This window comes from Neorhizobium sp. LjRoot104 (genome assembly GCF_964253725.1).
Taxonomy (GTDB): domain Bacteria; phylum Pseudomonadota; class Alphaproteobacteria; order Rhizobiales; family Rhizobiaceae; genus Neorhizobium.
In genome coordinates, this window is the sequence record NZ_CAXURS020000002.1 from 1,589,258 (window position 1) to 1,612,316 (window position 23,059).

Consider the following 23,059-nt stretch of genomic DNA (forward strand, 5'->3'; position numbering starts at 1 on the left):
GTCGGGATAGATTGCGCAACCCCGCCCCTCCGAACAGTGCCCGCACCAGACGTCGGCCGGCTTTTCCAGCGCCGCTATTTCAGGTAGCCGGCAACAGAGCGTGCAGGTGCCGCAGGATCGCGCCGTCTGTTCAACTGTCTCCAAAATCTCGCGCCTTGACCGCCAAAACTTCCGACCGAACGACCGGCCGGATCAGCGATTATACGCTGCGGTTCTTCCACGCAAACGGGGATGGACGATTCTATGTCGGCCGCAGCTCCGGGAACGTGCGGCGCAACTCGTCCATCGAGGCAATCACCGCATCGTCGGCACGCAGCGTGACCGAGATATTGTCGGCGACGTTCAGCGTTTCCTCGAAATGCACCGGCATCTCGGCGCCGCCCTGGCGTACCAACGTCGCCTCCTTGCGAAACCCGTGCTTCAGCAGCCAGTCTCGCGGGGCGCTGAGGCTCACCGCCACATGGAACGCGCCGTCATCCTCCTTGCTGGCCTTCAATCTGTAAGTCACGGGCGACCTGTCGCCGCCAATGTCGATCTGGCCCGGGTAACCGGCTTCTTTCAGATGTTCACCCATATCTTCGCTCCTTCATTTCGGTGAGCCCGTGGGACAACCGACACTCGCTCGCTTTGTTCCGCACCAGAGGTCCAGGCGCGATCAAGCCCGGTTGACGGCTGTTGCCTGCCGTGATCGAAAGGGCTCGCGTGAGGAGAAAAGGAAGAGGCGATGACCGACCGGGAACTGCTCGAGGCGTTGTTTGCCGCAGCCGTGAAGGCCGCCGATCCGCTCACCGGCATCGTGAAGCACCTGCCCGCCCCGCCGGCGAACGGCCGGACCGTGGTCATCGGCGCGGGGAAGGGTGCCGCGCAGATGGCAGCCGCCCTCGAAAGCGTGTGGGCCGGACCGCTTACCGGCGTGGTCGTGACCCGTTACGGTTATGGCTGCGAAACGACGTCGATCGAAATCCTGGAAGCCTCACATCCGGTACCGGATGCCGCAGGCCTTGCCGGCGCAAAACGGCTGGTCGAGACGATTTCGGACCTGTCCGAAAACGACCTCGTCATCGCGCTGGTCTGCGGCGGCGGCTCGGCCCTGCTGCCTGCGCCGCCCGAAGGCCTGACGCTGGAGGACGAGATCGCGTTGAACGAGATGCTGCTCGCCTCCGGCGCGCCGATCTCCGCCATGAACGTGGTTCGCAAACATCTCTCCACCATCAAGGGCGGCCGGCTTGCGGTCGCGACCCGGGCGCGTGTCGTCAGCCTGATCGTCTCGGACATCCCTGGCGACAACCCGGCCTTCGTCGCCTCCGGCCCAACCATTCCGGATGCCTCGACGCGCCACGATGCGCTCGCCATTGTCGAGCAATACAAGCTGAAACTGCCGGCGGCGATGATCGCGCGTCTGAAATCACCGGCTGCCGACGCTCCGAAGCCGGAGGATCCGGTCTTTGCCCGGCACGAACATTTCGTCATCGCGTCTGCCGGCGTGTCGCTGGAAGCGGCGGCCGAAGTCGCCCGCGCCCATGGCGTTACGCCCTATATCCTCTCCGACTCCATCGAAGGTGAAGCCCGCGACGTGGCTCTGGTGCATGCGGCCCTTGCGCGCGAGGTGTCGCTTCGCGACCGGCCATTTGCAAAGCCTGCGGTTCTGCTTTCCGGTGGCGAGACCACGGTGACGCTGCGGGCGAAGGGCGGCAAGGGCGGACGCAACGGCGAATTCGCGCTCGCTCTGGCGCTTGCGATCGATGGCCACGAGATCACTGCACTCGCCGCCGATACGGACGGCATCGACGGCTCCGAGACCAACGCCGGCGCATTCGCGGATGGCACGACGGCAAGGCGTCTGCGGGCCAGCGGGTCGGACGGCCGCAAACTGCTCGACGCCAACGACAGCTTTTCCGGGTTTTTCGCGATTGGCGACGTGTTCGAGACAGGCCCAACCGGCACCAATGTCAATGATTTCCGGGCGATCCTGGTGCGGTAGCCAAGGCCCCGAAACGGCCTTTGCTGTTCGCCCTTAAACACGCTCAGCGCTTACTGCAGCTGCGGCTTCCTCAGAAAATCGTTCCGATCGGCGGACTTCACCCGAAGCCAGGCCTCCCGCCCGTCGCGCAGGATGCGCATCGGGATTTCCGCACCCGGAGGGCCACTGTCCCAGATCTTGCGGTAGAAGTCCGCGAGCCCATCGACTTCGCCGTCGCGTATCTCCGAAATAACGTCGCCGCGCTTCAGGCCGGCCTTTGCTGCCGGGCCGTTTTCGGTGACGCTCATGACCACCACTTCGCCATTGCTTTCGGCCGACATGGCGCCGAGCCATGGGCGCGGCGGGCGATTGAACTCGCCGCGATTGAGAAGATCGTCGAGGATCGGCTTCAGAAGGTTGACCGGCACGACCATGTTGATGTCGGCGATCTCGCCCCCCTTGCTCATCTGAAGACGCAGAGACCCGACGCCGAGCAGCTTGCCTTCCGTGTCTATCAGCGCCGCACCGCCCCAAGAGGGATGGGCGGGCGCAATGAAGATTGCTTCGTCCAGCAGATATTCCCAATATCCGGCGAATTCCTGCTTGGCGACGATATTGCCGCGCACATATTCTCCCTCGCCATCGGCGAAGATGATTGGATCGCCGAGCGTCGCGGTGGCGGAATCGCCGATCTGAAGCGCCGGCAGATCGAGCGGCGCCATGGCCTGCACAAGTCCGAAGCCGCTTTCCTGATCGTAGGCAAGCGCATGGGCCGGCACGACGCGGCCGTCCTGGCGTGTCAGCCAGACGTCTTCGGCTTCGGTGATCAGGTAACCGATCGTCAGGACCAACCCGTTTTCGCGGATCACCACGCCACTCCCCTCCCGGCGGGTGCCGAGGGTATTGGCCGTAAAGGCGTTGTCCGGAATTGAAGCACGCACGGCCACGACCGACCGTAGAGTTTTTTCGATATCCATCATGCAAATCCTGATGAGGCAATACGCGGTCCGGGACCCCGCAAGGGTCTGCAAGAGGCGTATCATAACCTCTCTAAGGTATGAATGTGAACGGCGTGGAGCAAGAGGTCCGAGAGAGCTCGTGCTCGCAAAGTGTCTACCTCATTTTAGACCCCCTCCCCGTTCCCGGGAAGGGGAAGCATGGAATAACGCTCAGCCCGCGGGCGTCAGGGTGACGGACGTGCCGGTTGCGGCGACGTTGAGGCCGAGCTGACCAGTGACGCTCACCGTCTGCAGGTGGATCGAGCCGGCGGTACCGCCGACGAGGATGTTGGCGCCGATGCCCGCACCGACGGTAGCCTCCGCGGTCGCACCCTGATAGAGGCCGCCCAGCGAACCGTGATGATAACCGGCGGTCGGCGCGAAGACAGCCCAGATCAGCCGCGAACGGGTGGTGAAGCCGAGATCGACGCCCATCTTGCGCACGACGCCGGTGTAACGATCGAGCGGCTCGCTGCCGATCGCAGTGGTGAAGACGCAGTCGGCTTCCTTGGCGGAACCGAGCACGTAACCGACACCGCCGCCGATCGAGCAATCGAGGTAACCGATGCGAACGCCACCGCGCTGGTCCTGTTCTTCATAGACCGGGACACGATCCCGGCGGGCGATCACATCGGCGGAAAAGGCGGCTCCGGCGCTCGTCACGACCGGCAGAGCGGCAAGCGCCACGGCAACAATATTCTTCATCCCTGTACTCCTTTAATTCTTCATCCGCTCTTGTTGAGGATCATGCGAGCGGGTTTAGCAGCGTTGGGAAACGCATGTGGCGGAAGAATGATCCAACGTCCGTTGCACACGAATTATCACTGAATTGTTCCAAGCGTGAGTTGGCTCTGTCTCGCCCCGCCCGCGCCGGCGTTTCACGATATGGGATAGGGTGGTCGCGACCTGCGGCGGACCGAGAAACCGGAGCCGCGGCGAGCTCTCCGGAACCGCGACCATCCGGACACGTTTCTGTCGATCTTTCGAGGAGATCGGCATGGATAAGGACAGAAAACTGGAATGGCTGGCGAGATCCGGGTACGCAGCCAGGGGGATCGTGTACGTCCTGATCGCCGGCATGGCATCGCTCTCGACCCTCGGCGGCGGAAAGCCGGATTCAAAATCCGCGCTGCAGATCGTATTGGGACAGCCGTTCGGGCAAATCTGGCTCGGCGTGATCGGCATGGGCCTGATCGGCTTCATCCTCTGGCGAGTGGCGCAATCGATCCTCAACACCGACCGGCATTCGAACAATGCGAAGGGATATCTGGTCAGGGCCGGTCTTCTCGTCAGCGCCGCGACCTATACCGGTCTCGCCTTTTATGCGGTCGGGCGGGCCCTGCATCTCGGCTTCGGCGCAGGCTCGTCCGGAGGCCGCGAAAGCTGGACCGCCTGGCTGATGCAGCAGCCGTTCGGGCGCTATCTGGTCGCAGGCGTCGGCCTTGCAATCATCGGTGCCGGCTGCGCCCAGGCGGCCAAGGGCATAAAACGGGGGTATCTTCGCTATTTCGAAAGCGGTTTCGAACAGCGGACCGTCCTCAACGGCATATGCACCTATGGCTTGCTGGCGCGCGGCATTATATTCCTCATTATCGGCGGCTTCTTCGTCTATGCCGCCTTCACCGTGGATTCGAACCAGGCCGGCGGATTGGCGGATGCGCTGGCGTGGGTGCGCCGGCTTCCCTTCGGGGCGATCCTCTACGGATTGGCGGCGATCGGACTTTTCGCCTTCGGCCTCTACGGATTGATCGAGGCCTGGTACAGGATCGTGCAGCCGCCTTCGATGGATCGGCCGCTTCGCGCGATGCGGTCGGTCGTGAACTGAAGTTGAACAAGGAGTTTGGATGGCATTCCATCAGCGCGTGACACGCAGAGTGTTCGAAAGGGTCATGACCTTCGAACCGATCGGCTTGATGATGGTCGCCTTTCTGGCAGGCGGGCTTTTCGTCTTCTTCAGGTTGACGGACGAGGTGCTGGAAGGCGAGACCCACGCCTTCGACGAACAGATCCTTCTGGCCCTGCGCAATGCCACAGATCTTGCGACGCCGCTCGGGCCCTATTGGCTCAATCATGCGATGGGAGACATCACGGCGCTCGGAGGGGTTACCGTGCTGACCCTGATGACCGTAATGGGAACCGTCTACCTCCTGCTGTCGCGGCAAAAGGCGATCGCTCTCTTCATGTTCCTGTCGATCGCCGGCGGGTGGCTTTTGAGTTCGCTGCTGAAGCTCGGCGTGGCACGTCCGAGACCTGATATCGTGCCGCATCTTGTCGAGGTCAGCGATCTCAGTTTTCCGAGCGGTCATGCAATGCTGTCGGCCGTCACCTACCTGACGCTCGGAGCACTGCTGTCGCGCGCCCAGCCCTACCGTTCGACGCGGATTTTCCTCATCGGTGCCGCGATCTTCCTGACATTCATCATCGGTTTCAGCCGGGTCTATCTAGGCGTCCACTACCCGACCGACGTCCTCGGCGGCTGGTGTGCCGGCGCAACCTGGGCACTGGCGTGCTGGATGATCGCGAGACGCTACATCTCCGTGGCGCCGGAGTGACCCGGCGATTTGCCGGGAATGACCTCTAAGATCCCTCACGGCTCGATAAATCCGACCGCCCGGACCCGCACTTCCCGAGCGCCCGGATCCTGAGAAAACAGGATGGGGCCGGAGGACTTGGATTCCGCCGGGACATAGTCGAAGGTGACGTCGGCGTCTTCGACTATGTTGCCGCCATCCAGGATCTCGCCACGCACGGTAACGGCAGCAGCCGTGGCCGTCGCCTTGTTGGCGATATCGAAGGCGACACGGTAGCCGCCTTCGGTCTGGCGCCTCTCAGTGATGGCGATTGAGAGTTCCGGCTGCATATCCGCGTACGTCCAGGCCTCATAGGCGACCCAGCCGATCGTGGAGGCGACAACCAGCGCCGAAATCATGCCGGTCGCCCATTCGATCCAGTGCGGGTCCTTGGCATCTCTGTGGCGTTTGTTGGCTGTGGTCGTCATGGGAATTCACTCGCTACAGGATAAGGCGGGCGGCGGCGGCCCCAATTGCACCAGGGAAGCTCAGGACGATGGCCGACATCAGCATCTGCGTCGGTGCCGTGTCGTCGAGCCGGCCGAAGGTCCACAACACGTAGAGGCTGATCAGCATAGCGACCATGTAGCCTGGCAGGGTGAAGCGGAAGAAGGCGTGCCACCACGGCGTCTCCTCCGAAATCTCATGGGTGCCCTTGAAGGCGACGGCATAGACGAACCCGTGCATGATGGCGATCGACACGCAGATGGTGACGAGCGCATGCCAGGGCGTCATCTTGTAGGCGATGAGGATGATCTCCTCTGTCGGTGCGACGTTAAGGTTAAGGAAGAGTGCCCCCACCGCCATCAGGAAAAGTTCGCGGCTGTAGCTGGTGGAAATTTCGTCGGGCACCGCGCCCCCTTCCCCCTCATCCTCATCCTCCTCCCCGTCGTCCCGGCGTTCATCCTCCCCGGCCTGTCCGCCGAGCTGGGAGCGGCCGAGCAACGCACCGATGCTTGCCGGCACGGACTGTATCGCGATCTTTCCGAGTATTTCGGAGAGCGGCATATGGGGCTTGATATCCCCGAGCATGATGAGGACCGCCGCGCTCATGACGATGCCCAGGCCATAGGCGATGGTCGCGTCGCGACAGGCTTCCGCTACGGTCGAGGTCCGCTCGAAACCGATCCGGTGGGCGAGCAATATGAGAAGCGGAATGTTGACGATCAGCAGCAGGAACAGGCGCCAGCGTTCGATGTAGAAGCCGAGCTGCCAGAGCTCCATCGTCATCAGCATCGGGATTCCAAACAGCATGGCGCCGGCAGCGCCGCGTCCGAGACCGATCAGGAAACTTCGGCTTTCGGCTGCATCATCGCCCCGTTTCGCCCTGACACCATTCAACGCCGGCTCCCTCCCGCTTTACGAAAAAGCGGAAAGAAACTCGCAAAACAGGTGAAATGTTCCGGCCCATCGAGGACGGGGAGGGCGTCACCTATCGAACAGGTCCTGCCATTGCTTTTCACCGACCAGACAGTCGCTGGAAGGCTGGTTGGCGGCCGCCTTCTGGACGGTCGTGCCCGGCGTGAGCCCGCTGATCTCGAGCACCAGCTTACGGCGCACGGCGACGGCAAAATCCTCGATTTCGTGAACCGGCAAAACGAAGGAGCCAGGTCCGCCGATGACGCAGTCGCCGTAATATTTGTCGAGTCCACCGGCCGCCCCCGACGGTCGCAGCATGATCGCCAGACCGTTGATGATGATGCCTGCCTCCATGGCCTTGTTGCGGGCCGGCACGACAGGATTGCCGGAATTGTTCGGGCCGTCGCCGGAAACATCGATCACCTGCCGCATGCCGCGATAGGAATTGGCGACGATCATTGTCGCCCCTTGCGCGATTGCGGCCGAAATCGAAGTGCGGCGCTGCGTATTGATCGGCCGGGCTTCGAGCTTGGCGGCAAAATTAATCGCGTCCTGCTCGTTTTCGATGACGGTCCAATCGATGATCGATTCCGGCACCACGTCACCCGCCCATTCGAAATAGCTGATGGCAATGCGGCCCGTCAGCCCGGTCTTCACTGCGTCGATGAATTCCTTGTGCTTGAGCGCCTCGACATAACCCTCGCGCTGGACGCGGACTTCCTCGTAATCCATGGAGCGGGATGTATCGACCGCGAGGACCAGTTCCACATCGACTTCGCCCCCCCTTTGTTGCGCGACCATCGGGGCGGTGGCAGTGGCGGAAAGGCTCATGAGCATCGCGAGTGTTGTAAGCATTGGCAATCCAATCACTGCGTTATCGATTTCTTAAAACTGTAACACAGAGGGAACCGAGGGCGACTCTCCTCAGCGAGCAGGCCTTCAACTTTCGGTGATGGGACGTTTTTACTCAGCCGGTCGGACTGCTCTGCGGTCGGCCAGCGCCTTCAGCTTCTCGCCTTCGAGCCGGTAGAAGATCCGATCCTCCTTCCGGTCCCCGCCGAGCCCGTCATAGAACTGCAAGAGCCGTTCGTTGGAGCGCGCTGCCGTCCAGTCGATCCGGCCGAAACCTCGCTCGATTGCCAGCTCCGCCAGCCGCTGCAGCAGGGCGGTGCCTATATTCCGGCCGCGCTCGGAGCCGGCAACATAAAGCTCCTTGAGGAAAAACCCGGGCTGCAGGCCTGGTCCGGGATAGATTGCGGCAAACGCCGCAAACCCGATGATGCGGTCAGTCGTCGCGACCAGGATCTCGGTGTGCGGAGGGCGGTGGATCATGCCTGCCAGAACCGCCTCGCGCGGCGGGCAGAAGACGCCGTAATAGGCCTGCATCTCCTCAAAGAGGGAGGCCAGTTCGCCTGCGTCAGCGAGTTGGAAAAAGCGAATAATCATAAACCAGACCCATTGAAAACGAGCCACTATTCCGCTGGCGCAAACTTGAGTCAACGTGGGGTAAGGGGCTATTTCTGATGGCCGCTGTTGACTTCGCGGCGCGCGTATCAACAGAGTGGCGCCGAAGAAGGAAACGCCATGTCCAGGTCCGAAAAATTCATCGTGCTGCCGTTCAAGAAAGTCCGGGGCAACGTCACGCCTGGCGAGATGCGGGTGGCTTCGAACGCCGCTTCGGCGGAAAAGATCGCCCGCGCCATGGCCGACCGTTTCGTCGGCGTGGCCGCCTATTCGGTTCAGGTGGATATGGAAAGCGGCGACATGTCGGATCCGCGCATCCTCTGGCAGTCGGGCGAAATCGCCGACATCGCGGCCTGAGGGCTCCGAACCGCCATCCCATTCTCAGGTGATGCGGGTTTCCTTCCGGTTATTTCTTGAGGATCACCCAAAGCGCGTGCACGATGCCCGGCAGCCAGCCGCAGAGGGTGAGCAGAATGTTCAGCCAGAAATGCAGGCCGAGCCCGACCTGCAGGAACACGCCGAGCGGCGGCAGGATGAAGGCGAGCAGAATGCGGATGATATCCAACGGGCGTTCTCCGGGTTGATGGGTTCGCCCGGTAACGCGCTGGATCGAATATGGTTTCAGAAGATGCTTATCGCAGCAGCGTCTTCGCGATAATCTCCAGCTGAATTTCGTTACTGCCCCCGAAGATGCTCTGGGAGCGTGAATTGAAGTAGACTGCGGAGGCGACCTTGCGCTCCTCGTCTATCTCGCTCTCTTCGGCAAGGTCGTGCAGCGGCCGGTGCGCTTCCCAGCGCAGTGCATCGGGGCCGAGGATCGAGGCGGCGAGTTCCGCGATCGACTGGCGGATGCGGCTGCGCTCGATCTTCATCGTCGAGGACGGCACCGAGCCCGGATTGCCCCCGGCCTGGACCTTGGACATGGCCGCAAGTTCCAGCATGTCGTTGGCGTCTACATCCGTGGCAATTTCCGCAAAGCAGGCCATGAACAGCGGATCGTCGATCATCTTTCGGCCATCCGGTAGCGGCTCGGAGGCGAGCCGGTGCAACCGTGTCAGCATGGCGCGCAACACGCCGCCGGCGAATGCGCCGCCGCGCTCGAATTCGAGCAGGTATTTGGCGATGTCCCAGCCCTCCCCCTCTTCGCCGATGCGGTCGGAAACCGGAACGCGCACGTCGTCGAAGAAGACCTGGTTGAACTCATGCGTGCCACAGATCGAGCGGATCGGCCGGATGGTGACGCCCGGCGACTTGAGGTCGATCAGGATGAAGGTGATGCCTTCCTGCTTCTTGGCCGTTTCGGCGGTGCGCACCAGCGCGAACATGCGGGTCGCGTGATGCGCCAGCGTCGACCAGATCTTGGAGCCGTTGACGACATAGTGGTCGCCGTCGAGCATGGCTTTGGTCTTCAGCGAGGCAAGGTCGGAACCGGAACCCGGTTCGGAATACCCTTGAGCCCAGACATCCTCGCCGTTCAGGATGCGCGGCAGGTAGAAGTCCTTCTGCGCATCATTGCCGTAGCGCATGAGAACCGGGGCGATCATCTTGATCGAGGCGCCGCGGAAATGCGGCTCGCCCGCACGTTCGCATTCCTGGTCGAAGATGTAACGTTCAGCAAGCGTCCAGCCGGTTCCGCCATATTGCTTCGGCCAGGATGGGGCGACCCAACCTTTGTCGTTGAGTTTCGCCTGCCACTTCAGCCCGATGCCAGGATCAGCGAGAAAGCTCGGGTTCAACCGCTCGGCACGTTTCAGATCCTTGTCCAGGTGAGTATCGAGAAACGCCCGCACCTCGTCACGGAAACGGACTTCTTCTTCCGTCATCGACAGATCCATGAACGTCTCCTCAGGCGGGCCAATGGGCAGGTGCGCGCAGCAGGCTGCCGGAGAGCATTGCGGGATCACGGATGATCTCGCCGTAGCGCTTCAAGTGGTCTGCGGTAGTGCCAAGTGAGTTTTCGATCGCATAAAGCCGGCGGAACCATGCGCCGATCGGCATTTCCTCGGAAAAGCCCATGGCGCCGTGGAGCTGGATCGCCTCCTGCGCCACGCAACGCGACACTTTGCCGATCTTGGCGCGGGCGCCGGACACGCCGCGGATGCGCATCAGGCGCGGCGCATCGACAGACAGCGTGGCGAGAAGCGCCGAGGCCCGCGCTTCCTGGCATTTCACCGCCATCTCGGCCATCCGGTGCTGCAACGCCTGGAAGGCGGCGAGCGGCTTGCCGAACTGCACGCGCTCCCTGGTATAGGCGACTGTGGCATCCATCAGCGCATCCATGATGCCGACCGCTTCCGAGGCGAACGCCGCATTGGCGCGGTCATGGGCCGCTTCGATTTCAGCCAGCGTATCGGCAGCGCCGTCGAGCAGCGCCGAAGCGGGTATGGAGACATTGTCGAGGACGAGATTGCTGGCGCGGCTGCCATCGACGAGTCTCACTTCGGTGCGGGTCAGGCCGGAAGCGTCAGCGGGTACGGCGAACAGCTTGATCGCTCCCTCCAGCCTGGCCGAGACGAGGAAGACATCCGCAAACGACCCGCCAGGCACAAACGTCTTCTCACCCGAGATGAGGAAGCCCTCGCCTTTCTTCACCGTGGTTGCGGCGATATTGCCAAGGTCGAAACCCATCTGGCGTTCGGCATGGGCGAGCGCAGGGCGCGACGTTCCGGCCATCAGGCCGCCGAGGATTTCCGCCCTCTGTTCTTCGGAGCCAAGCTTCTCGACCAGTCCGCCGGCAAGGATGACCGACGCGAGATAGGGTTCGACCACCAAGGCGCGGCCGATCGCCTCCATGATCAGCGAGATCTCCACCGCGCCGCCGCCAAGGCCGCCATTCTCTTCGGCAAACGGCAATGCAAGCCATCCGAGGTCTGCCATTTCGGCCCAGATGCCGGCATCGAAACCGGTCTCCGAGCCGACGATCTTGCCCCGCTTCTCGAAGTCGTAGCGCTCTCTCAGAAACCGCTCCGCACTCTCCTTCAAAAGGAGCTGCTCATCCGAATAGTTCAGGTCCATGGTTACGTCTCATGGTTACGTAGCAAAAGCATCGGGCGCCGCCCCCTTACCCGGCCACCGCGTCGCTCGGCCACCCTCTCCTCGACTGGAGAAGGCGCCGGCAAGCGACGGAGCGGTCTGGCAACGGTCTCCCCCGAAGGAGAGTGTAGACTATTCCTCGCGTGTATAAGCCCCATGCCCCGGACGATAGGTCTTCGTATCCAGGAACTGCGACAGCCCCTTTTCGCGGCCCTTTTCCGGATCGACGAATGTCGTCTGGTCAGCCTTGGCGGTCAGATATTCGGCCGATTCTTCCCAGGTCATCTCACGCACGTACTTGTATGCCATGCGGGCCTGGCGCAGCACGGTCGGGTTCTTTTCGAGGAGAACGCGGGCGATTTCGATAGTGCGTTCGCGCAGCTTGTCCGCCGGCACAGCCTCGTTCACCAGCCCGAGCTGTTCGGCCATCTTGCCGCCGAACTTTTCGCCGGTCATCACGTAATACATCGCCTTGCGGTCGTTCATCAGCGTCGAGATCGCCTTGGAAACGACGCCGCCGGGGATGACGCCCCAGTTGATTTCCGAGAGGCCGAACACCGCGTCTTCGGAGGCGATAGCAAGATCGCAGCAGATCAGCGGCGTGAAGGCGCCACCGAAGCACCAGCCGTTGACCATGGCGATGGTCGGCTTGGCATAGTGCATCAGCAAGCGCCACTGCCAGGCGCGGGTGGAGCGGTAGGCGCGCATGCGCTTGACGTCGGAAACGCCGTCGGTGGCGCGGAAGAAGTCCTTCAGGTCCATGCCGGCGGAAAACGCTTCGCCTTCGCCGGTGAGGATGACGACGCCGGCGCGGTCGTCGATCTCAAGCGCGTCGAGCACCCGGATCATGTCTTCGGCAAGGCCGACGCTCATGGCGTTGCGCTTGTCCGGGCGGTTCAGCTTTACCCAGGCAATGCCGTCCTCGAATTCGACCTTGACGTTCTCTCCGCCCAGATCGCTTGATTCAATGGTCATCGTATTCTCCTAAAGGTCCCAGGGTCTCATGACAGGCTGGTCATTTTGGTGACGAGATAGGCGTCCATGCCCTCGGTGCCGCCTTCCGAGCCGTAACCGCTCTGCTTGACGCCGCCGAACGGCGTTTCGGCCATCGAGATGAAATTGTTGTTGATGCCGACCATGCCGGCCTCGATCGCCTCGCTCACCATCGAAGCGGTCTGGCTCGACCGGGTGAAGGCATAGGATGCAAGGCCGTAAGGCAGCCTGTTTGCCTGTTCGATCACCTCGTCGAAGGAGGTGAAGCGGGCGGTGACGGCGACCGGGCCGAAGGGTTCGTCATTCATGATGATCGCGTCCTGCGGCACGTCGGCGAGAACCGTCGGCTGGAAGAAATAGCCGCGATTGCTGCCGCGCTCGCCGCCGGCCTTGACCTTGGCACCGCGCTGCACGGCATCCGCCACCATGCGCTCCATGGAGGGTACGCGGCGGCTGTTGGCGAGCGGTCCCATCTGGCTCGACGGATCGAGACCATCGCCGACTTTCAGGGCCGAAGCAGCTTTTGCAAAACCGTCGACGAACTTGTCGTGGACGCTGTCATGCACGTAGAACCGGGTCGGCGATATGCAGACCTGGCCGGCATTGCGGTATTTCGCATGGACCATGACGCGGATCGCATGGTCGATATCGGCATCCTCGAAAATCAATACCGGGGCATGACCGCCGAGTTCCATCGTTGCACGCTTGACGCCGGCCTTCGCGGCGAGAACCGCCAGATGCTGGCCGACGGCGGTCGAGCCGGTGAAGGTGATCTTGCGGATGCCGTCCGAGGCGATCAGGTGTTCGGAAACGTCTGCCGGCTTGCCGTGGACCACGTTCAATACGCCATTCGGCAGGCCGGCATCCTGCAGGGCGCGGGCGATTTCGAGCACGGTCGACGGCGTTTCCTCGGAAGGCTTGATAACCATGGTGCAGCCGGTCGCAAGCGCTGCCGAAATTTTTCGCGCCGGAATGACGCCCGGGAAATTCCACGGCGTGAAACCGGCGACGGGGCCGACCGGCTCCCTCGTCACCATCCACTTAACGCCGGGCACGCGGGCAGGCACGATCCGGCCATAGGAGCGTCGGCCCTCGTCTGCGGTCCAGTCGAGAATGTCGGCGGAGATATGGACTTCGGGGATTGCCTCGCCGAGCGGCTTGCCCTGATCGAGCACCATGCGCCGGCCGATCTCGCCGGCCCGTTCGCGCAGGATGTCGGCGGCCTTACGAATGATCTTGGCCCGGTCGTAGGCGGTCGTTGCCTTCCATGCCTTGAATTCACGGCTGGAAGCCGCCACGGCTCGCTCGAGGTCCTCCGGGGTCGCATGCGGTAAGGCCGCGATAGGCTCGCCTGTTGCCGGGTTGATGACGTCCTCGGTGACGCGGCCTTCCGTGCCGAGCCACTCGCCATCCACAAACAGCTTCAATTCACCATAGGATTGGGTCTGCATCACGGTATCCTCCCTCGTGACATTCCAATAGATGGCTGTCGTCGCAGCCCCTCACCCGGCCTCCGCTTCGCTCGGCCGCCCTCTCCCCGCAAGCGGGGCGAGGAGGAACGGCGAAGGCGCGGCATTTGTCCTTCTCCCCGCTTGCGGGGAGAAGGTGGCGGCAGCCGGATGAGGGGCGTTACGCCCTCACCTCACTGCACCACGAATAGCGCGTCGAGAGCCAGAACCCCGTCCCCCTCGCCATAGACAACCAGCGGGTTGATATCGACTTCGACGATCTCGGGTGTCGAACGCATGAGCCCGCCGAGCTTCACGACCACGTCGGCAATCGCTTCGACATCGCGTGCCGGCTGGCCGCGGAAGGGTCCGAGCAGCTTCGATGCCTTCAGCTTGTGGATTTCGGCGATGGCCCGCTTGCGGCTGATATCGGCCGGCAGCAGGCGGGCATCGGCGAGAGCCTCGATCCAGACGCCGCCGAGGCCGACGAGCACCACCGGACCCCATTGCGGATCGCGCTTGGCGCCCACCACCATTTCGAGGCCTGGTCGAGCCATACCCTCGACCAGCACGCCATCGAGCTTGAGGCCCGGCTTGTGCATGGCGATGCTGGCATACATCTTCTCATGAGCCGCGCGCAGCGCCGCCTGGTCGGCGATGTTGACGATGACGCCGCCGACATCGCTCTTGTGAGCCAGTTCGGCCGCCTGCGCCTTCATCACCACCGGATAGCCGATCTCGGCAGCGATTTTTACCGCTTCGTCGGCGGATTTCGCCAAGGCTCCCTTGGGAATCTGGATACCGAGTTCGGAAAGAACCCGCTTGCCTTCGTATTCGACGACAAGGCCGGAGGCCGGGACCTGCTTCATCCGTTCGCCTTCCGGCGCTCGGTCCCAAGTGGCAGCAAGTGCGGCGGCATAGTTCATGACCACCGCCATGGCGCGCAATGCGCGTTCCGGGGAGCGGAAGAACGGGATACCGCTGTCGCGCACCGCCTTCATGAAGGTCGGATCGAGCGGGTAATCGTCGCCGATGATGTTGAGGATGACGGGCTTTGTCGCAGTCGCGGCGACCGGGATGATCGCGTCCGACTTCTTGATCTGCATCGGCGGCGAACCGCCGGCATGCGACAGGAAGACGATGCCGACGCTCGGGTCCTTCAGCATGGAAGCCGTAGAGGTGCCGAAGATGCCGGGATTGGAAAAACCGGTGGTGCCAATGTCGAACGGGTTATCGACATGGACGTAGGGCGGCACCTGCGTGGCGAGCTCAGCATGTACCTCGTCCGACAGCGTCGCAATCGGCAGGCCGACGCGTTCGCAGAAATCGAAGCAGAGGCCGCGGATGGCGCCGGAATTGGTGACGATGCCCGCCTCGCCCGGCGGCGGCGACGGATAGCGCGCCAGGATCGTGGTGACGTCGAACAGTTCGTCGGTCGTCTCGACCAGCGCGACCGCCTCGTTGCGTACGGCCGCCTGCATCAGCGCATGGTCGCCGGCGAGCGCCCCGGTATGCGACTGCGCCGCCTGCTTGCCGCGCTCGCTGGAGCCCGGATGCAGCATGACGATCGGCTTGCCGAGTTCGCGGGCGCGCCGTGCGACGGCGAGAAACTTTTGGGGGTTCTTGACCTGCTCGACATAGACGGCGACGACCGCGTTGTGCTTGTCCTCGATCAGCCAGGCGATCAGGTCCTCGGCCGCGAGCACCGCCTCGTTGCCGGTGGCGATGACATAGGAGACCGCAATTTCGCGGGAATGCATGGCGAAGCGGATATTGGCGGCCGTCGCACCACTCTGGGCGACGATCGCGACACGGGCGCGCTCGCCGACGCCGCGCAGGTCGACCGGCTCGAAGGTCAGCGGAATGCCATCGACATAATTGGTATAGCCCATGCAGTTGGGCCCGAGCATGGCCATGCCCGCCTTGCGGCAGATCTCGGCAAGTTCGTCCTGCTGTCTGCGACCGTCTTCGCCGGCTTCGGCAAAACCGGACGAATAGACGACGACGCCCGCGACTTCCCGCTCGACGCAGGCAAGGACCGATTCCTTGATCGCCGCCTGCGGCACGATGAGGATCACCACATCGACGCCCCTTGGCAGGTCGCCGATGGTCTTCACGCAGGGGCGGCCGTTGATCTCGTCGCGCGAACGGCTGACAAGATGCAGGTCGCCGGCATATTTGAAGAGTTCGAGGTTGGCCAGCACGCCGCCGCCGATCGAAGCGGGATCCGGCGACGCGCCCACGATCGCGATGGATCGTGGGCGCAGCAGACGGTCAAGATCGAACGGCTTGGCCGGATCGAGCGCCTTGGGAGCTGTGGTCATCGTATCAGCCATGGGAGCCACTTCTCAATCGCGACGGTAAGCACCAAGGCCCGGGCGGAAGGATTTCTCGTCCAGGAACTGACTCATGCCGGTGTTGCGGCCGTTGTCCGGATCGCGCAGTTCCGTCTGGTCCGACTTCGCCATCAGGTATTCGCCGGCCTGTTCCCAGGTGAGATCGCGGGTGAAACGGCAGGCGGTCTTGGCCTGGCGCAGCACGAAGGGGTTCTTGCCGATCAGGGTCATGGCAAGCTTGCGTGTCTCGGCCTTCAGCTCGTCCGGTGAAACGGCCTTGTTGACCAGCTTCATTTCGGCGGCCTGCTGGCCGGTAAACGTCTCGCCGGTCATGATGTAGTACATCGCGTCGCGGAAGCTCATCGTCTCCAGTACCGACTTGGTGACGATGCCGGCCGGGATGATGCCCCAGTTGATTTCCGAAAGGCCGAAGATGGCATCTTCCGAGGCGATCGCCAGATCGCAGCCGACCAGGAATTGGAAGGCGCCGCCGAAACACCAGCCGTTGACCATGGAGATGGTCGGCTTCGGGAAATACATCATCCGGCGCCACTGCCATGCGGCGTTCGCCCGGAACAGGCGTTCGCGCTGGATCGGAGGCACCTTGTCGGTGGCACGGAAATATTCCTTGAGGTCCATGCCGGCCGAAAAGGATTCGCCGGCGCCGGTGACGACCATCACCTTGCAGCGGTCGTCTTCTTCCAGCGCGTCCATGATCGCGTTCATTTCCCAGACGATGCCGGGGTTGATGGCGTTGCGCTGCTTCGGACGGTTGAGCGTCACCCAGGCGATGCCCTCGTCGAAATCGACGGTAACGTATTCGCCCCACTTGCCATTGTTCTGGCCGGCGGCGGCCGATTCGGTCTGGTTTTCCATAGCAAATTCTCCCTACTGGGGAAATGGATATCAGGGACCCGAATATGCGTCAAGCGGCTTTCGGTCTGGGGCCTGGCGAAAAGAAGGCCGTTTGAGGTCGTGCTGAACCGATGCTTAACCGCGGCCGAGGAACGGCATTTCGACCGGCAGGATGATGCTCTCGTAGAGGTTCACGTCATCCGGCAGCGTCGCCATCAGCACGACGATCCGCGCCACGTCCAGAGGCATCATCGTGGCCGGGCGGAGCTTGTCGGTGACGCCGGGCACCAGCGAGCTGACCGTCGAGCCCGGATGCACCATGGAGACCGCGATGCCGTGCTCGCGGCCATCGACGGCGAGCGAGCGGGTGAGGCCCTCGAGCGCGAACTTGCTCGCCGTATAGGCGGCGGTATGGCCGCGCGGAACTTTCGACGACAGGCTGCCCATGTTGATGATTCGCCCGCGCTTCTGGTCCTGCATCAGGATGAAGGCGGCGCGCGAGCAATAGAAGACCGAGTGGAGGTTCGCTCCGATCACCTCATGCCAGCGCTCATTGGTAAGCTTTTCGACCGGCGTGTGGTCGGCGATGCCGGCATTGTTGATGAGGATGTCGAGCCGGCCGTATTTCTGCTTGACGGCGGCGAACAGCTTTTCGACCTGCACGTCGTCGGTGACATCGGTCGGCACGACGAACGCCCGGCCGCCTTCCGCTTCGATCTCCGCCGCAAGCTTCTCCAGCTTGTCGGCGCTGCGGGCGGCAAGCACGGTGATGGCGCCTTCGGCGGCAATCGCCTTGGCGATGCCCCAGCCGATGCCGGAGCTTGCGCCTGTGACAATGGCAATACGGTCCTTGATGGAAATCATCTGAAAATCCCTCCTCGAATTGATGCGCTAGACGCGCGAAATTCCTTCATAAAGCGCTTCGAGCCCGCGGCGGTCGCTGACCCCCAGCTTGCGGTAGGCGCGCTGACGATAGGTGACGATGCTCGAAAGCGCGAGGCCGACCTTTTCGGAAATTTCCCGATGCGTGCGGCCAAGCAGCAGGCCGGCGGAAACCTCTGCCTCGCGGCCCGAAAGTGCAAATCCTGCCTGCAGCAGCCGCCCCGCGATCTCCTGCTGCGGCGGATGCAACGGCGCCGTCTGTGGCCGGCCCTGCAGGCGCACATGTTTGACGACCATGGCCATCAATAGCGCGGCAAACGCTTCCAACCGTTCGACCGCAGCCAGCGGGAACGGGCCGCTTTCGCGAGTGCGATAGAGGCTGGCGAAGATTCGAGGCTCCTCCGAGTGATAGATGGTCAGGCGTTCGAGCACATGGGCACGCTCGTAGCAGTCGCGGCGGTATTCGGGGTCGCGGATTCCGTTCCAGGCCTGGCGAATGACCTGCACCTTGGCAAGTCCAGGTCCGCCGTTCAGCATCTGGCGGGTCACCCGATCGCGTAGCCAGTAACGGCGGGCATAATCGAGCGAGGCGCGCTCGGCAAAACCCGGAATGGTCGAGTGATAACCGCAGGCGAAGAGATAGGTGAGCGATCCGTCTTCCTCGGCCTGGAAGGCGGAACAGAAATCGGTGCCGGCGACCCCGCGCAAGGTATCCAGGAATTTTTCCGGGAAGCCGGGCTCGCCGACCTCGTTGATGAGCCCGGCCATGAGGGTCATGTTGTCTGGATCAAGAGCAGGCATTGACGCCTCCACGGCCGAGAACGAATCTGTGGTGGGCATGTCCACCCTGGAGGTGGACATGGGAGGGTCGGCAAAGGCCTACCATCACGGCCAACGCAACATGCCTGGATATGGAGGAACCACCATGGCCGACGCACCGAAGCTTCGCAAACTCTATCACTTTTCCTACCCATGCCGCGATGGCGAAGAGACCCGCAAGTTCTACGAGGACCTGCTCGGCCTGCCGCTGGTCAACTGCATGACCGCCGACAAGGTCCCGTCCACGGGCGAAGAAAAGCCCTACGCGCATTTCTTCTTCGAAATGGGCGACGGCTCCTACATGGCCTTCTTCGACCTTGGCGAAAACGTCATGCCGCTCCCCTCGCCGAACACGCCGGACTGGGTCCAGCACTTCGCCATGGAAGTCGACAGCGTCGAGGAAGTCCTCAAGTTCAAGAAGCGGCTGCAGGACGCCGGCGTGAAGACGACCGACGTCATCGACCACGAGTTCATCAACTCGATCTACTTCTTCGACCCGAACGGCCTGCGCCTCGAGATCACCGCCCGCACCGAAGAGCCGGGCTATCTGGAGCAGGCGGCTTCGGAAGCCCATGATGCCATGAAGGCATGGGTCAAGAAGAAGGCCGGCATGATCGCTTCGAAGACGGCTGCCGCGTAAGGTTACAATATTGCGGCGGCGCGGCAGTCTTAACCCTCCCCCTTGTGGGGAGGGTGGCCGGCAGGCGGGAGGGGTCTTTTCCCGTTGAAGGAAGATCCCCTCCCCAACCCTTCCCCACAAGGGGGAGGGGCTTAACCTGCGGCCCCGCTTCCGATCCTCATAAATAGCCGCCTCCCACAGAGACGAAACACACGCACCACCGTTCCAGCCTGGACGGTGGTGCTTTTTATTGCAGTTCACGTTCAAACCTCCCGCCAAACTCCCGATGGTCCGGAGCCCGCTCCCCGCGCACTCCGGACTGTCCTCAAGCCAGCAACCCCTGGCGGCGGCTCCAGTCGATCACCCGGTCGATGCAGGCTTTGAGAAGCTCCGGCTGGCCAAGGTAATAGTGGGTCGCATGGGGGATCGTCATGTATTCCTTGTTTTCAGTCGCGAGCGCCGCCCGGATCGTTGGATTGTGCGTCGCCGGAACCGCCTCGTCGGCATTGTTCTCGATCTGCAGCACCGGCGAGCGCTTGATCAGCGCCGCGTTCATCGGGCCCTTGGCATTCGACAGGTCGTAGCTCCACTGCGAGAGCCAGGAGCGCAGGGTCGTGAAGCGGGCAAGTCCGACTGGACCAACGTTCACCGTGCGCGGGTCGCCCATATAGCTCTTGCCGATCGGCCGGTCGTTCGGGTCGATCGTGCCGTCGAACCAGCGCACGTCGCACATGGTGCGGTGGACGACGAAGGCACGTTCCTGTTCGAACGATCCGCGGCGCTTCAGTTCCGCCAGCATGTCGAGCGCCCAATGGGTGATCTTGCGGTTGCGGGCGACCTGGGCGGCGCGGAACCGTTGGATGAATTCCGCCGAATAGGGGGGCTGGTGCAGGCAGTCCGGCGAATAGATGTCGAATTCCGGGTCGCGCAGATCCGGGTTCAGCTCGTCGAGAACCGACGGGTCGAGCCATTCGGTCAGCGTTTCGGCGCGCGACAGGTGGGCGGCGATGAAGATCACGCCGTCGGCGGGCTTCAGTCCCGCTTCAACGAGATTGACCTCGTCGCCGGCCGGCGTATGGGTGATCGTCGGGTTCTCGGCCTGCGCCTGGTAGAACAGCGACAGCGAGCCGCCGCCGGACCAGCCGACCAGCACGACCTTCTCGTAACCCAGTTCGCCACGGGCGTAGTCGAGCCATTTGCCGAGGTCGATCGCCACCTTTTCCATGATGAGGGCAGTGTCGTTCTTCGGATAGCGACTGGCGGCGCACAGCACGTGCAGGCCGGCATCTGCGAGCGCCGTCGGCATCGGCAGGAGCTGCAGCGTCGAGGTCGGGTGCATGAAGACGTAGACCGTTTTCGACGGCGCGTCGGCGCCACGCAGAAGCTGGCCCTCGAGGTTAACCCTGCCGGAATTGCCCGCAAAGCCGTAGGTCTCGGTATATTTCGCGGTCTCCGGAAAGGAGACGATCAGCGGGATCCGCTGCCATTCCGCCTTGGTGGTCATGCTGTGCTACCCGTTATGCTTCGCCCGCCGGGCCGGTGAAACCGCGGAACGGGCTTTTGAGATTGAGCCGCGAATGTGCTTTTAAGCGACCGCTTCCCGCGACCTGGTTCCTGCCACGACCGGCACCGACGTGGCATCGTAGGTGAACAGCCATTCGTAGCGCTGCTTGACCTTGTCTTCCTGCCATTCGGCATTGACGTAGTCCTCGGCGAGCTTCGGATCCTTCAACGCGGCATTGTGGAAGCGGCTGAGATTACCTTCCGCACCACGAACGATCTTGCCGGTGCGCTCGACGCGGGCCGCCTCGTAACCGGCAAAGGCCGCCTCGTAATTGCCGTTGTTCTCGGCAAGCGCGCGGGCGAGCACGAACCCGTCCTCGATCGCCATGACCGCGCCCTGGGCGAGGAAGGGCAATGTCGGATGGCAGGCGTCTCCGAGCAGCGTCACGCGGCCACGGGTCCAGTCGTCCATCGGCGGCCGCAGCATCAGCGCCCATTTGTAAGGAACGTCGATCGCCTTGATCAGCGTATGAATGTCCTCGTGCCAGCCCTGGTAATCGGCCAGGCACTCTTCCGTCGTGCCGGCAACCGACCAGGATTCCACCTGCCAGTTGGAACGCTCGACCACCGAGACGTAATTCATCAGCTTGCCGCCGCGCAGCAGATACTGGATGACATGGCCGCCGGGACCGATCCAGTTGGTGCCGACGGGCCGCAGCATGTGTTCCGGCAGTCGCTCGACCGGGATGACCCCGCGCCAGGCGACGATGCCGGTAAATTTGGGATCGTCGCGGCCGAACAGCGTCTCGCGGATCTTCGAATGGACGCCGTCGGCGCCAACCACGATGTCCGAGGTGGCAGTGGTGCCGTCAGCGAAGGTGATCGTCGCGCCCTTGTCGTCCTGGGTTATCCCGACGCATTTCTTGGACAGCTTGATCGCATCGGGCTTGATGCGGCGCACGCCGGCTGCCAACGTCTGGTGCAGGTCGTTGCGGTGGATGGTGATGTAGGGGAAGCCGTAGCGCTCGATGGAAAGCGGACCGAGGTCGAACAGTTTCCAGGTCTGCCCGGTGTTCCAGAGACGAATCTCCTTGCCCTGCGCCTGGGAGGCGATCGACATGATGTCTTCTTCGAGCCCAAGCGAAAACAGGATTCGCGTTCCGTTGGCGCTGACCTGAACGCCGGCGCCGACTTCTTTCAGCTCAACCGCCTGTTCGTACACATCGACGTCGAACCCCTGACGGAGCAGCGACAATGCCGCCGTCAGTCCACCGATCCCTCCTCCCACAACAGAAATCTTCATTATGTCATCCCTTGAAATCCTGACGGACAATCTCTCTCGACGCGCATGCACATGTCAACTATTTTTGATAAAGTATAATTGACTTTGCTCAAAACCAATTTCATATCTGCTTAAACAAGCTTCCGGACGGACGCCTGGGAGACGGCGGCTGCAATTGAGAGTTTCAATCCACACATCAAAAACAGGAAAGGAGTCACCAAATTACACCCTCGATATCTGGCTTCCTGATATAAATGCGATAGGATCGAAAACGGCGGGCCACCGTGGTACCTGATCGATACGGGAGACAGCGGAATTCGATTGACTGACAAGACGAATACTCTTGTATATAGTCAAATCTAGTTGCCTATAGACGAATTCAGGCTGCGAATTCGAGGCGCCGCCTGAGGAGCATGCATAATGACGGTTTGGCCGGCGCCCGAAGGGGAGCCAGACCGGTTCACAAAGTCGGGTTTTCAGGGAGGAAACCATGGTCATCAAAAGTCCGCAGGATTTCGGCGCGGGCATCCTGTTCATCCTTTTCGGTGCGATCGGCCTCTATGTCGGTTCGGACCTCAGCTTCGGTTCCGCCCGCAACATGGGCCCCGGCTATTTCCCGATGATCATTTGCGGCCTGATTGCACTGATCGGGCTGATCGTCACGGTAAAGTCGCTGGCGATCGAAGGTCCGGCCATCGAACGCATCCGGTTGCGCCCGATCATCTTCATCCTGCTGGCGATTGCCGCCTTCGGCATGCTGATCGCTGAAATCGGCGCGGTGATCTCCTCAATCCTGTTGATCATGTTCGCAGCCTATGCACGGCGCGACGTCAACCCGGTTGAGACCGTCATCTTCGCGGTCACCACGGCGGCGTTCGTCGTCATCATCTTCGTGTACGCGCTTGGGCAGCCGATGCCCGTCTGGTGGGGCAGGTAAT

Annotated in this window: 24 protein-coding genes; 6 read left to right on the plus strand and 18 right to left on the minus strand. The window is 62.4% G+C overall.

Going from position 1 to position 23,059, the window contains the following annotated elements:
• Window positions 1-241 precede the first annotated feature (241 nt).
• On the minus strand, window positions 242-574 hold the full coding sequence (locus ACSQ8R_RS29660; RefSeq protein WP_436256911.1) for a hypothetical protein: 333 nt from the start codon (window positions 572-574) through the stop codon (window positions 242-244).
• 150 nt (window positions 575-724) lie between these two features.
• Here ACSQ8R_RS29660 and ACSQ8R_RS29665 point away from each other — a divergent pair, with 150 nt between their 5' ends.
• Window positions 725-1,981 (plus strand): glycerate kinase type-2 family protein, encoded by a 1,257-nt coding sequence (locus tag ACSQ8R_RS29665; protein WP_436256912.1) that lies wholly within the window; start codon window positions 725-727, stop codon window positions 1,979-1,981.
• Window positions 1,982-2,031: 50 nt separating this feature from the next.
• Here the strand turns inward: ACSQ8R_RS29665 and ACSQ8R_RS29670 are convergent, their stop codons facing one another.
• Both ACSQ8R_RS29670 and ACSQ8R_RS29675 read right to left on the minus strand, forming a co-directional pair.
• On the minus strand, window positions 2,032-2,937 hold the full coding sequence (locus tag ACSQ8R_RS29670; protein ID WP_436257311.1) for a S1C family serine protease: 906 nt from the start codon (window positions 2,935-2,937) through the stop codon (window positions 2,032-2,034).
• Between the two features lie 192 nt (window positions 2,938-3,129).
• Window positions 3,130-3,663, minus strand: coding sequence for a DUF992 domain-containing protein (locus ACSQ8R_RS29675; protein WP_436256913.1), 534 nt, complete (start codon window positions 3,661-3,663; stop codon window positions 3,130-3,132).
• 292 nt (window positions 3,664-3,955) lie between these two features.
• On the opposite strand from ACSQ8R_RS29675, the gene ACSQ8R_RS29680 reads away from it, so the two are divergent.
• Together ACSQ8R_RS29680 and ACSQ8R_RS29685 are read left to right on the plus strand one after the other, a co-directional pair.
• A complete protein-coding gene (locus ACSQ8R_RS29680; protein ID WP_436256914.1) occupies window positions 3,956-4,783 on the plus strand; it encodes a DUF1206 domain-containing protein in 828 nt (275 codons plus the stop codon).
• Window positions 4,784-4,802: 19 nt separating this feature from the next.
• On the plus strand, window positions 4,803-5,510 hold the full coding sequence (locus ACSQ8R_RS29685; RefSeq protein ID WP_436256915.1) for a phosphatase PAP2 family protein: 708 nt from the start codon (window positions 4,803-4,805) through the stop codon (window positions 5,508-5,510).
• Window positions 5,511-5,545: 35 nt separating this feature from the next.
• Here ACSQ8R_RS29685 and ACSQ8R_RS29690 read toward each other — a convergent pair whose 3' ends face one another.
• From ACSQ8R_RS29690 to ACSQ8R_RS29705, 4 genes are all read right to left on the minus strand, one after another.
• Complete coding sequence (locus tag ACSQ8R_RS29690) at window positions 5,546-5,956, minus strand: TIGR02588 family protein (protein WP_436256916.1); 411 nt, start codon at window positions 5,954-5,956, stop codon at window positions 5,546-5,548.
• Window positions 5,957-5,969: 13 nt separating this feature from the next.
• Window positions 5,970-6,869 carry a TIGR02587 family membrane protein gene (locus ACSQ8R_RS29695; protein ID WP_436256917.1) on the minus strand — a complete coding sequence of 300 codons (900 nt, stop codon included), beginning with the start codon at window positions 6,867-6,869 and terminating at the stop codon, window positions 5,970-5,972.
• Between the two features lie 87 nt (window positions 6,870-6,956).
• Window positions 6,957-7,742 carry a DUF1194 domain-containing protein gene (locus tag ACSQ8R_RS29700; protein WP_436256918.1) on the minus strand — a complete coding sequence of 262 codons (786 nt, stop codon included), beginning with the start codon at window positions 7,740-7,742 and terminating at the stop codon, window positions 6,957-6,959.
• Between the two features lie 108 nt (window positions 7,743-7,850).
• Window positions 7,851-8,333, minus strand: coding sequence for an N-acetyltransferase family protein (locus ACSQ8R_RS29705; protein WP_436256919.1), 483 nt, complete (start codon window positions 8,331-8,333; stop codon window positions 7,851-7,853).
• Between the two features lie 138 nt (window positions 8,334-8,471).
• On the opposite strand from ACSQ8R_RS29705, the gene ACSQ8R_RS29710 reads away from it, so the two are divergent.
• Window positions 8,472-8,708 carry a hypothetical protein gene (locus tag ACSQ8R_RS29710; RefSeq protein WP_007771449.1) on the plus strand — a complete coding sequence of 79 codons (237 nt, stop codon included), beginning with the start codon at window positions 8,472-8,474 and terminating at the stop codon, window positions 8,706-8,708.
• Between the two features lie 49 nt (window positions 8,709-8,757).
• On the opposite strand, the gene ACSQ8R_RS29715 is transcribed toward ACSQ8R_RS29710, so the two are convergent.
• The 9 genes from ACSQ8R_RS29715 to ACSQ8R_RS29755 form a co-directional block, all read right to left on the minus strand.
• Window positions 8,758-8,916, minus strand: coding sequence for a YqaE/Pmp3 family membrane protein (locus ACSQ8R_RS29715; protein WP_046605997.1), 159 nt, complete (start codon window positions 8,914-8,916; stop codon window positions 8,758-8,760).
• 67 nt (window positions 8,917-8,983) lie between these two features.
• Window positions 8,984-10,186 carry an acyl-CoA dehydrogenase family protein gene (locus ACSQ8R_RS29720; RefSeq protein WP_436256920.1) on the minus strand — a complete coding sequence of 401 codons (1,203 nt, stop codon included), beginning with the start codon at window positions 10,184-10,186 and terminating at the stop codon, window positions 8,984-8,986.
• A 10-nt stretch (window positions 10,187-10,196) separates the two neighbouring features.
• Complete coding sequence (locus ACSQ8R_RS29725; RefSeq protein ID WP_436256921.1) at window positions 10,197-11,366, minus strand: acyl-CoA dehydrogenase family protein; 1,170 nt, start codon at window positions 11,364-11,366, stop codon at window positions 10,197-10,199.
• Between the two features lie 150 nt (window positions 11,367-11,516).
• Window positions 11,517-12,359: a p-hydroxycinnamoyl CoA hydratase/lyase gene (locus ACSQ8R_RS29730; RefSeq protein ID WP_436256922.1), complete on the minus strand. Its 843-nt coding sequence runs from the start codon at window positions 12,357-12,359 to the stop codon at window positions 11,517-11,519.
• A 26-nt stretch (window positions 12,360-12,385) separates the two neighbouring features.
• Window positions 12,386-13,828: an NAD-dependent succinate-semialdehyde dehydrogenase gene (locus ACSQ8R_RS29735; RefSeq protein ID WP_436256923.1), complete on the minus strand. Its 1,443-nt coding sequence runs from the start codon at window positions 13,826-13,828 to the stop codon at window positions 12,386-12,388.
• Between the two features lie 191 nt (window positions 13,829-14,019).
• The gene (locus ACSQ8R_RS29740) at window positions 14,020-16,161 is read right to left on the minus strand and encodes an acetate--CoA ligase family protein (protein ID WP_436256924.1); all 2,142 of its coding nucleotides are present in this window, start codon (window positions 16,159-16,161) and stop codon (window positions 14,020-14,022) included.
• Window positions 16,162-16,173: 12 nt separating this feature from the next.
• Window positions 16,174-17,037 carry a p-hydroxycinnamoyl CoA hydratase/lyase gene (locus ACSQ8R_RS29745; RefSeq protein ID WP_436256925.1) on the minus strand — a complete coding sequence of 288 codons (864 nt, stop codon included), beginning with the start codon at window positions 17,035-17,037 and terminating at the stop codon, window positions 16,174-16,176.
• A gap of 114 nt (window positions 17,038-17,151) precedes the next feature.
• On the minus strand, window positions 17,152-17,880 hold the full coding sequence (locus ACSQ8R_RS29750; protein WP_436256926.1) for an SDR family NAD(P)-dependent oxidoreductase: 729 nt from the start codon (window positions 17,878-17,880) through the stop codon (window positions 17,152-17,154).
• Window positions 17,881-17,907: 27 nt separating this feature from the next.
• Window positions 17,908-18,699 (minus strand): helix-turn-helix transcriptional regulator, encoded by a 792-nt coding sequence (locus tag ACSQ8R_RS29755; protein WP_436256927.1) that lies wholly within the window; start codon window positions 18,697-18,699, stop codon window positions 17,908-17,910.
• Between the two features lie 124 nt (window positions 18,700-18,823).
• Between ACSQ8R_RS29755 and ACSQ8R_RS29760 the strand changes: the two genes are divergently transcribed.
• Window positions 18,824-19,357, plus strand: a complete 534-nt coding sequence (locus tag ACSQ8R_RS29760; RefSeq protein WP_436256928.1) for a VOC family protein — start codon at window positions 18,824-18,826, stop codon at window positions 19,355-19,357.
• Between the two features lie 304 nt (window positions 19,358-19,661).
• Here the strand turns inward: ACSQ8R_RS29760 and ACSQ8R_RS29765 are convergent, their stop codons facing one another.
• Together ACSQ8R_RS29765 and ACSQ8R_RS29770 are read right to left on the minus strand one after the other, a co-directional pair.
• The gene (locus ACSQ8R_RS29765; RefSeq protein WP_436256929.1) at window positions 19,662-20,840 is read right to left on the minus strand and encodes an alpha/beta hydrolase; all 1,179 of its coding nucleotides are present in this window, start codon (window positions 20,838-20,840) and stop codon (window positions 19,662-19,664) included.
• A gap of 81 nt (window positions 20,841-20,921) precedes the next feature.
• A complete protein-coding gene (locus ACSQ8R_RS29770; RefSeq protein WP_436256930.1) occupies window positions 20,922-22,142 on the minus strand; it encodes an FAD-dependent monooxygenase in 1,221 nt (406 codons plus the stop codon).
• Between the two features lie 469 nt (window positions 22,143-22,611).
• On the opposite strand from ACSQ8R_RS29770, the gene ACSQ8R_RS29775 reads away from it, so the two are divergent.
• Window positions 22,612-23,058, plus strand: coding sequence for a tripartite tricarboxylate transporter TctB family protein (locus tag ACSQ8R_RS29775; protein WP_436256931.1), 447 nt, complete (start codon window positions 22,612-22,614; stop codon window positions 23,056-23,058).
• The last annotated feature ends 1 nt before the right edge of the window (window position 23,059 follow it).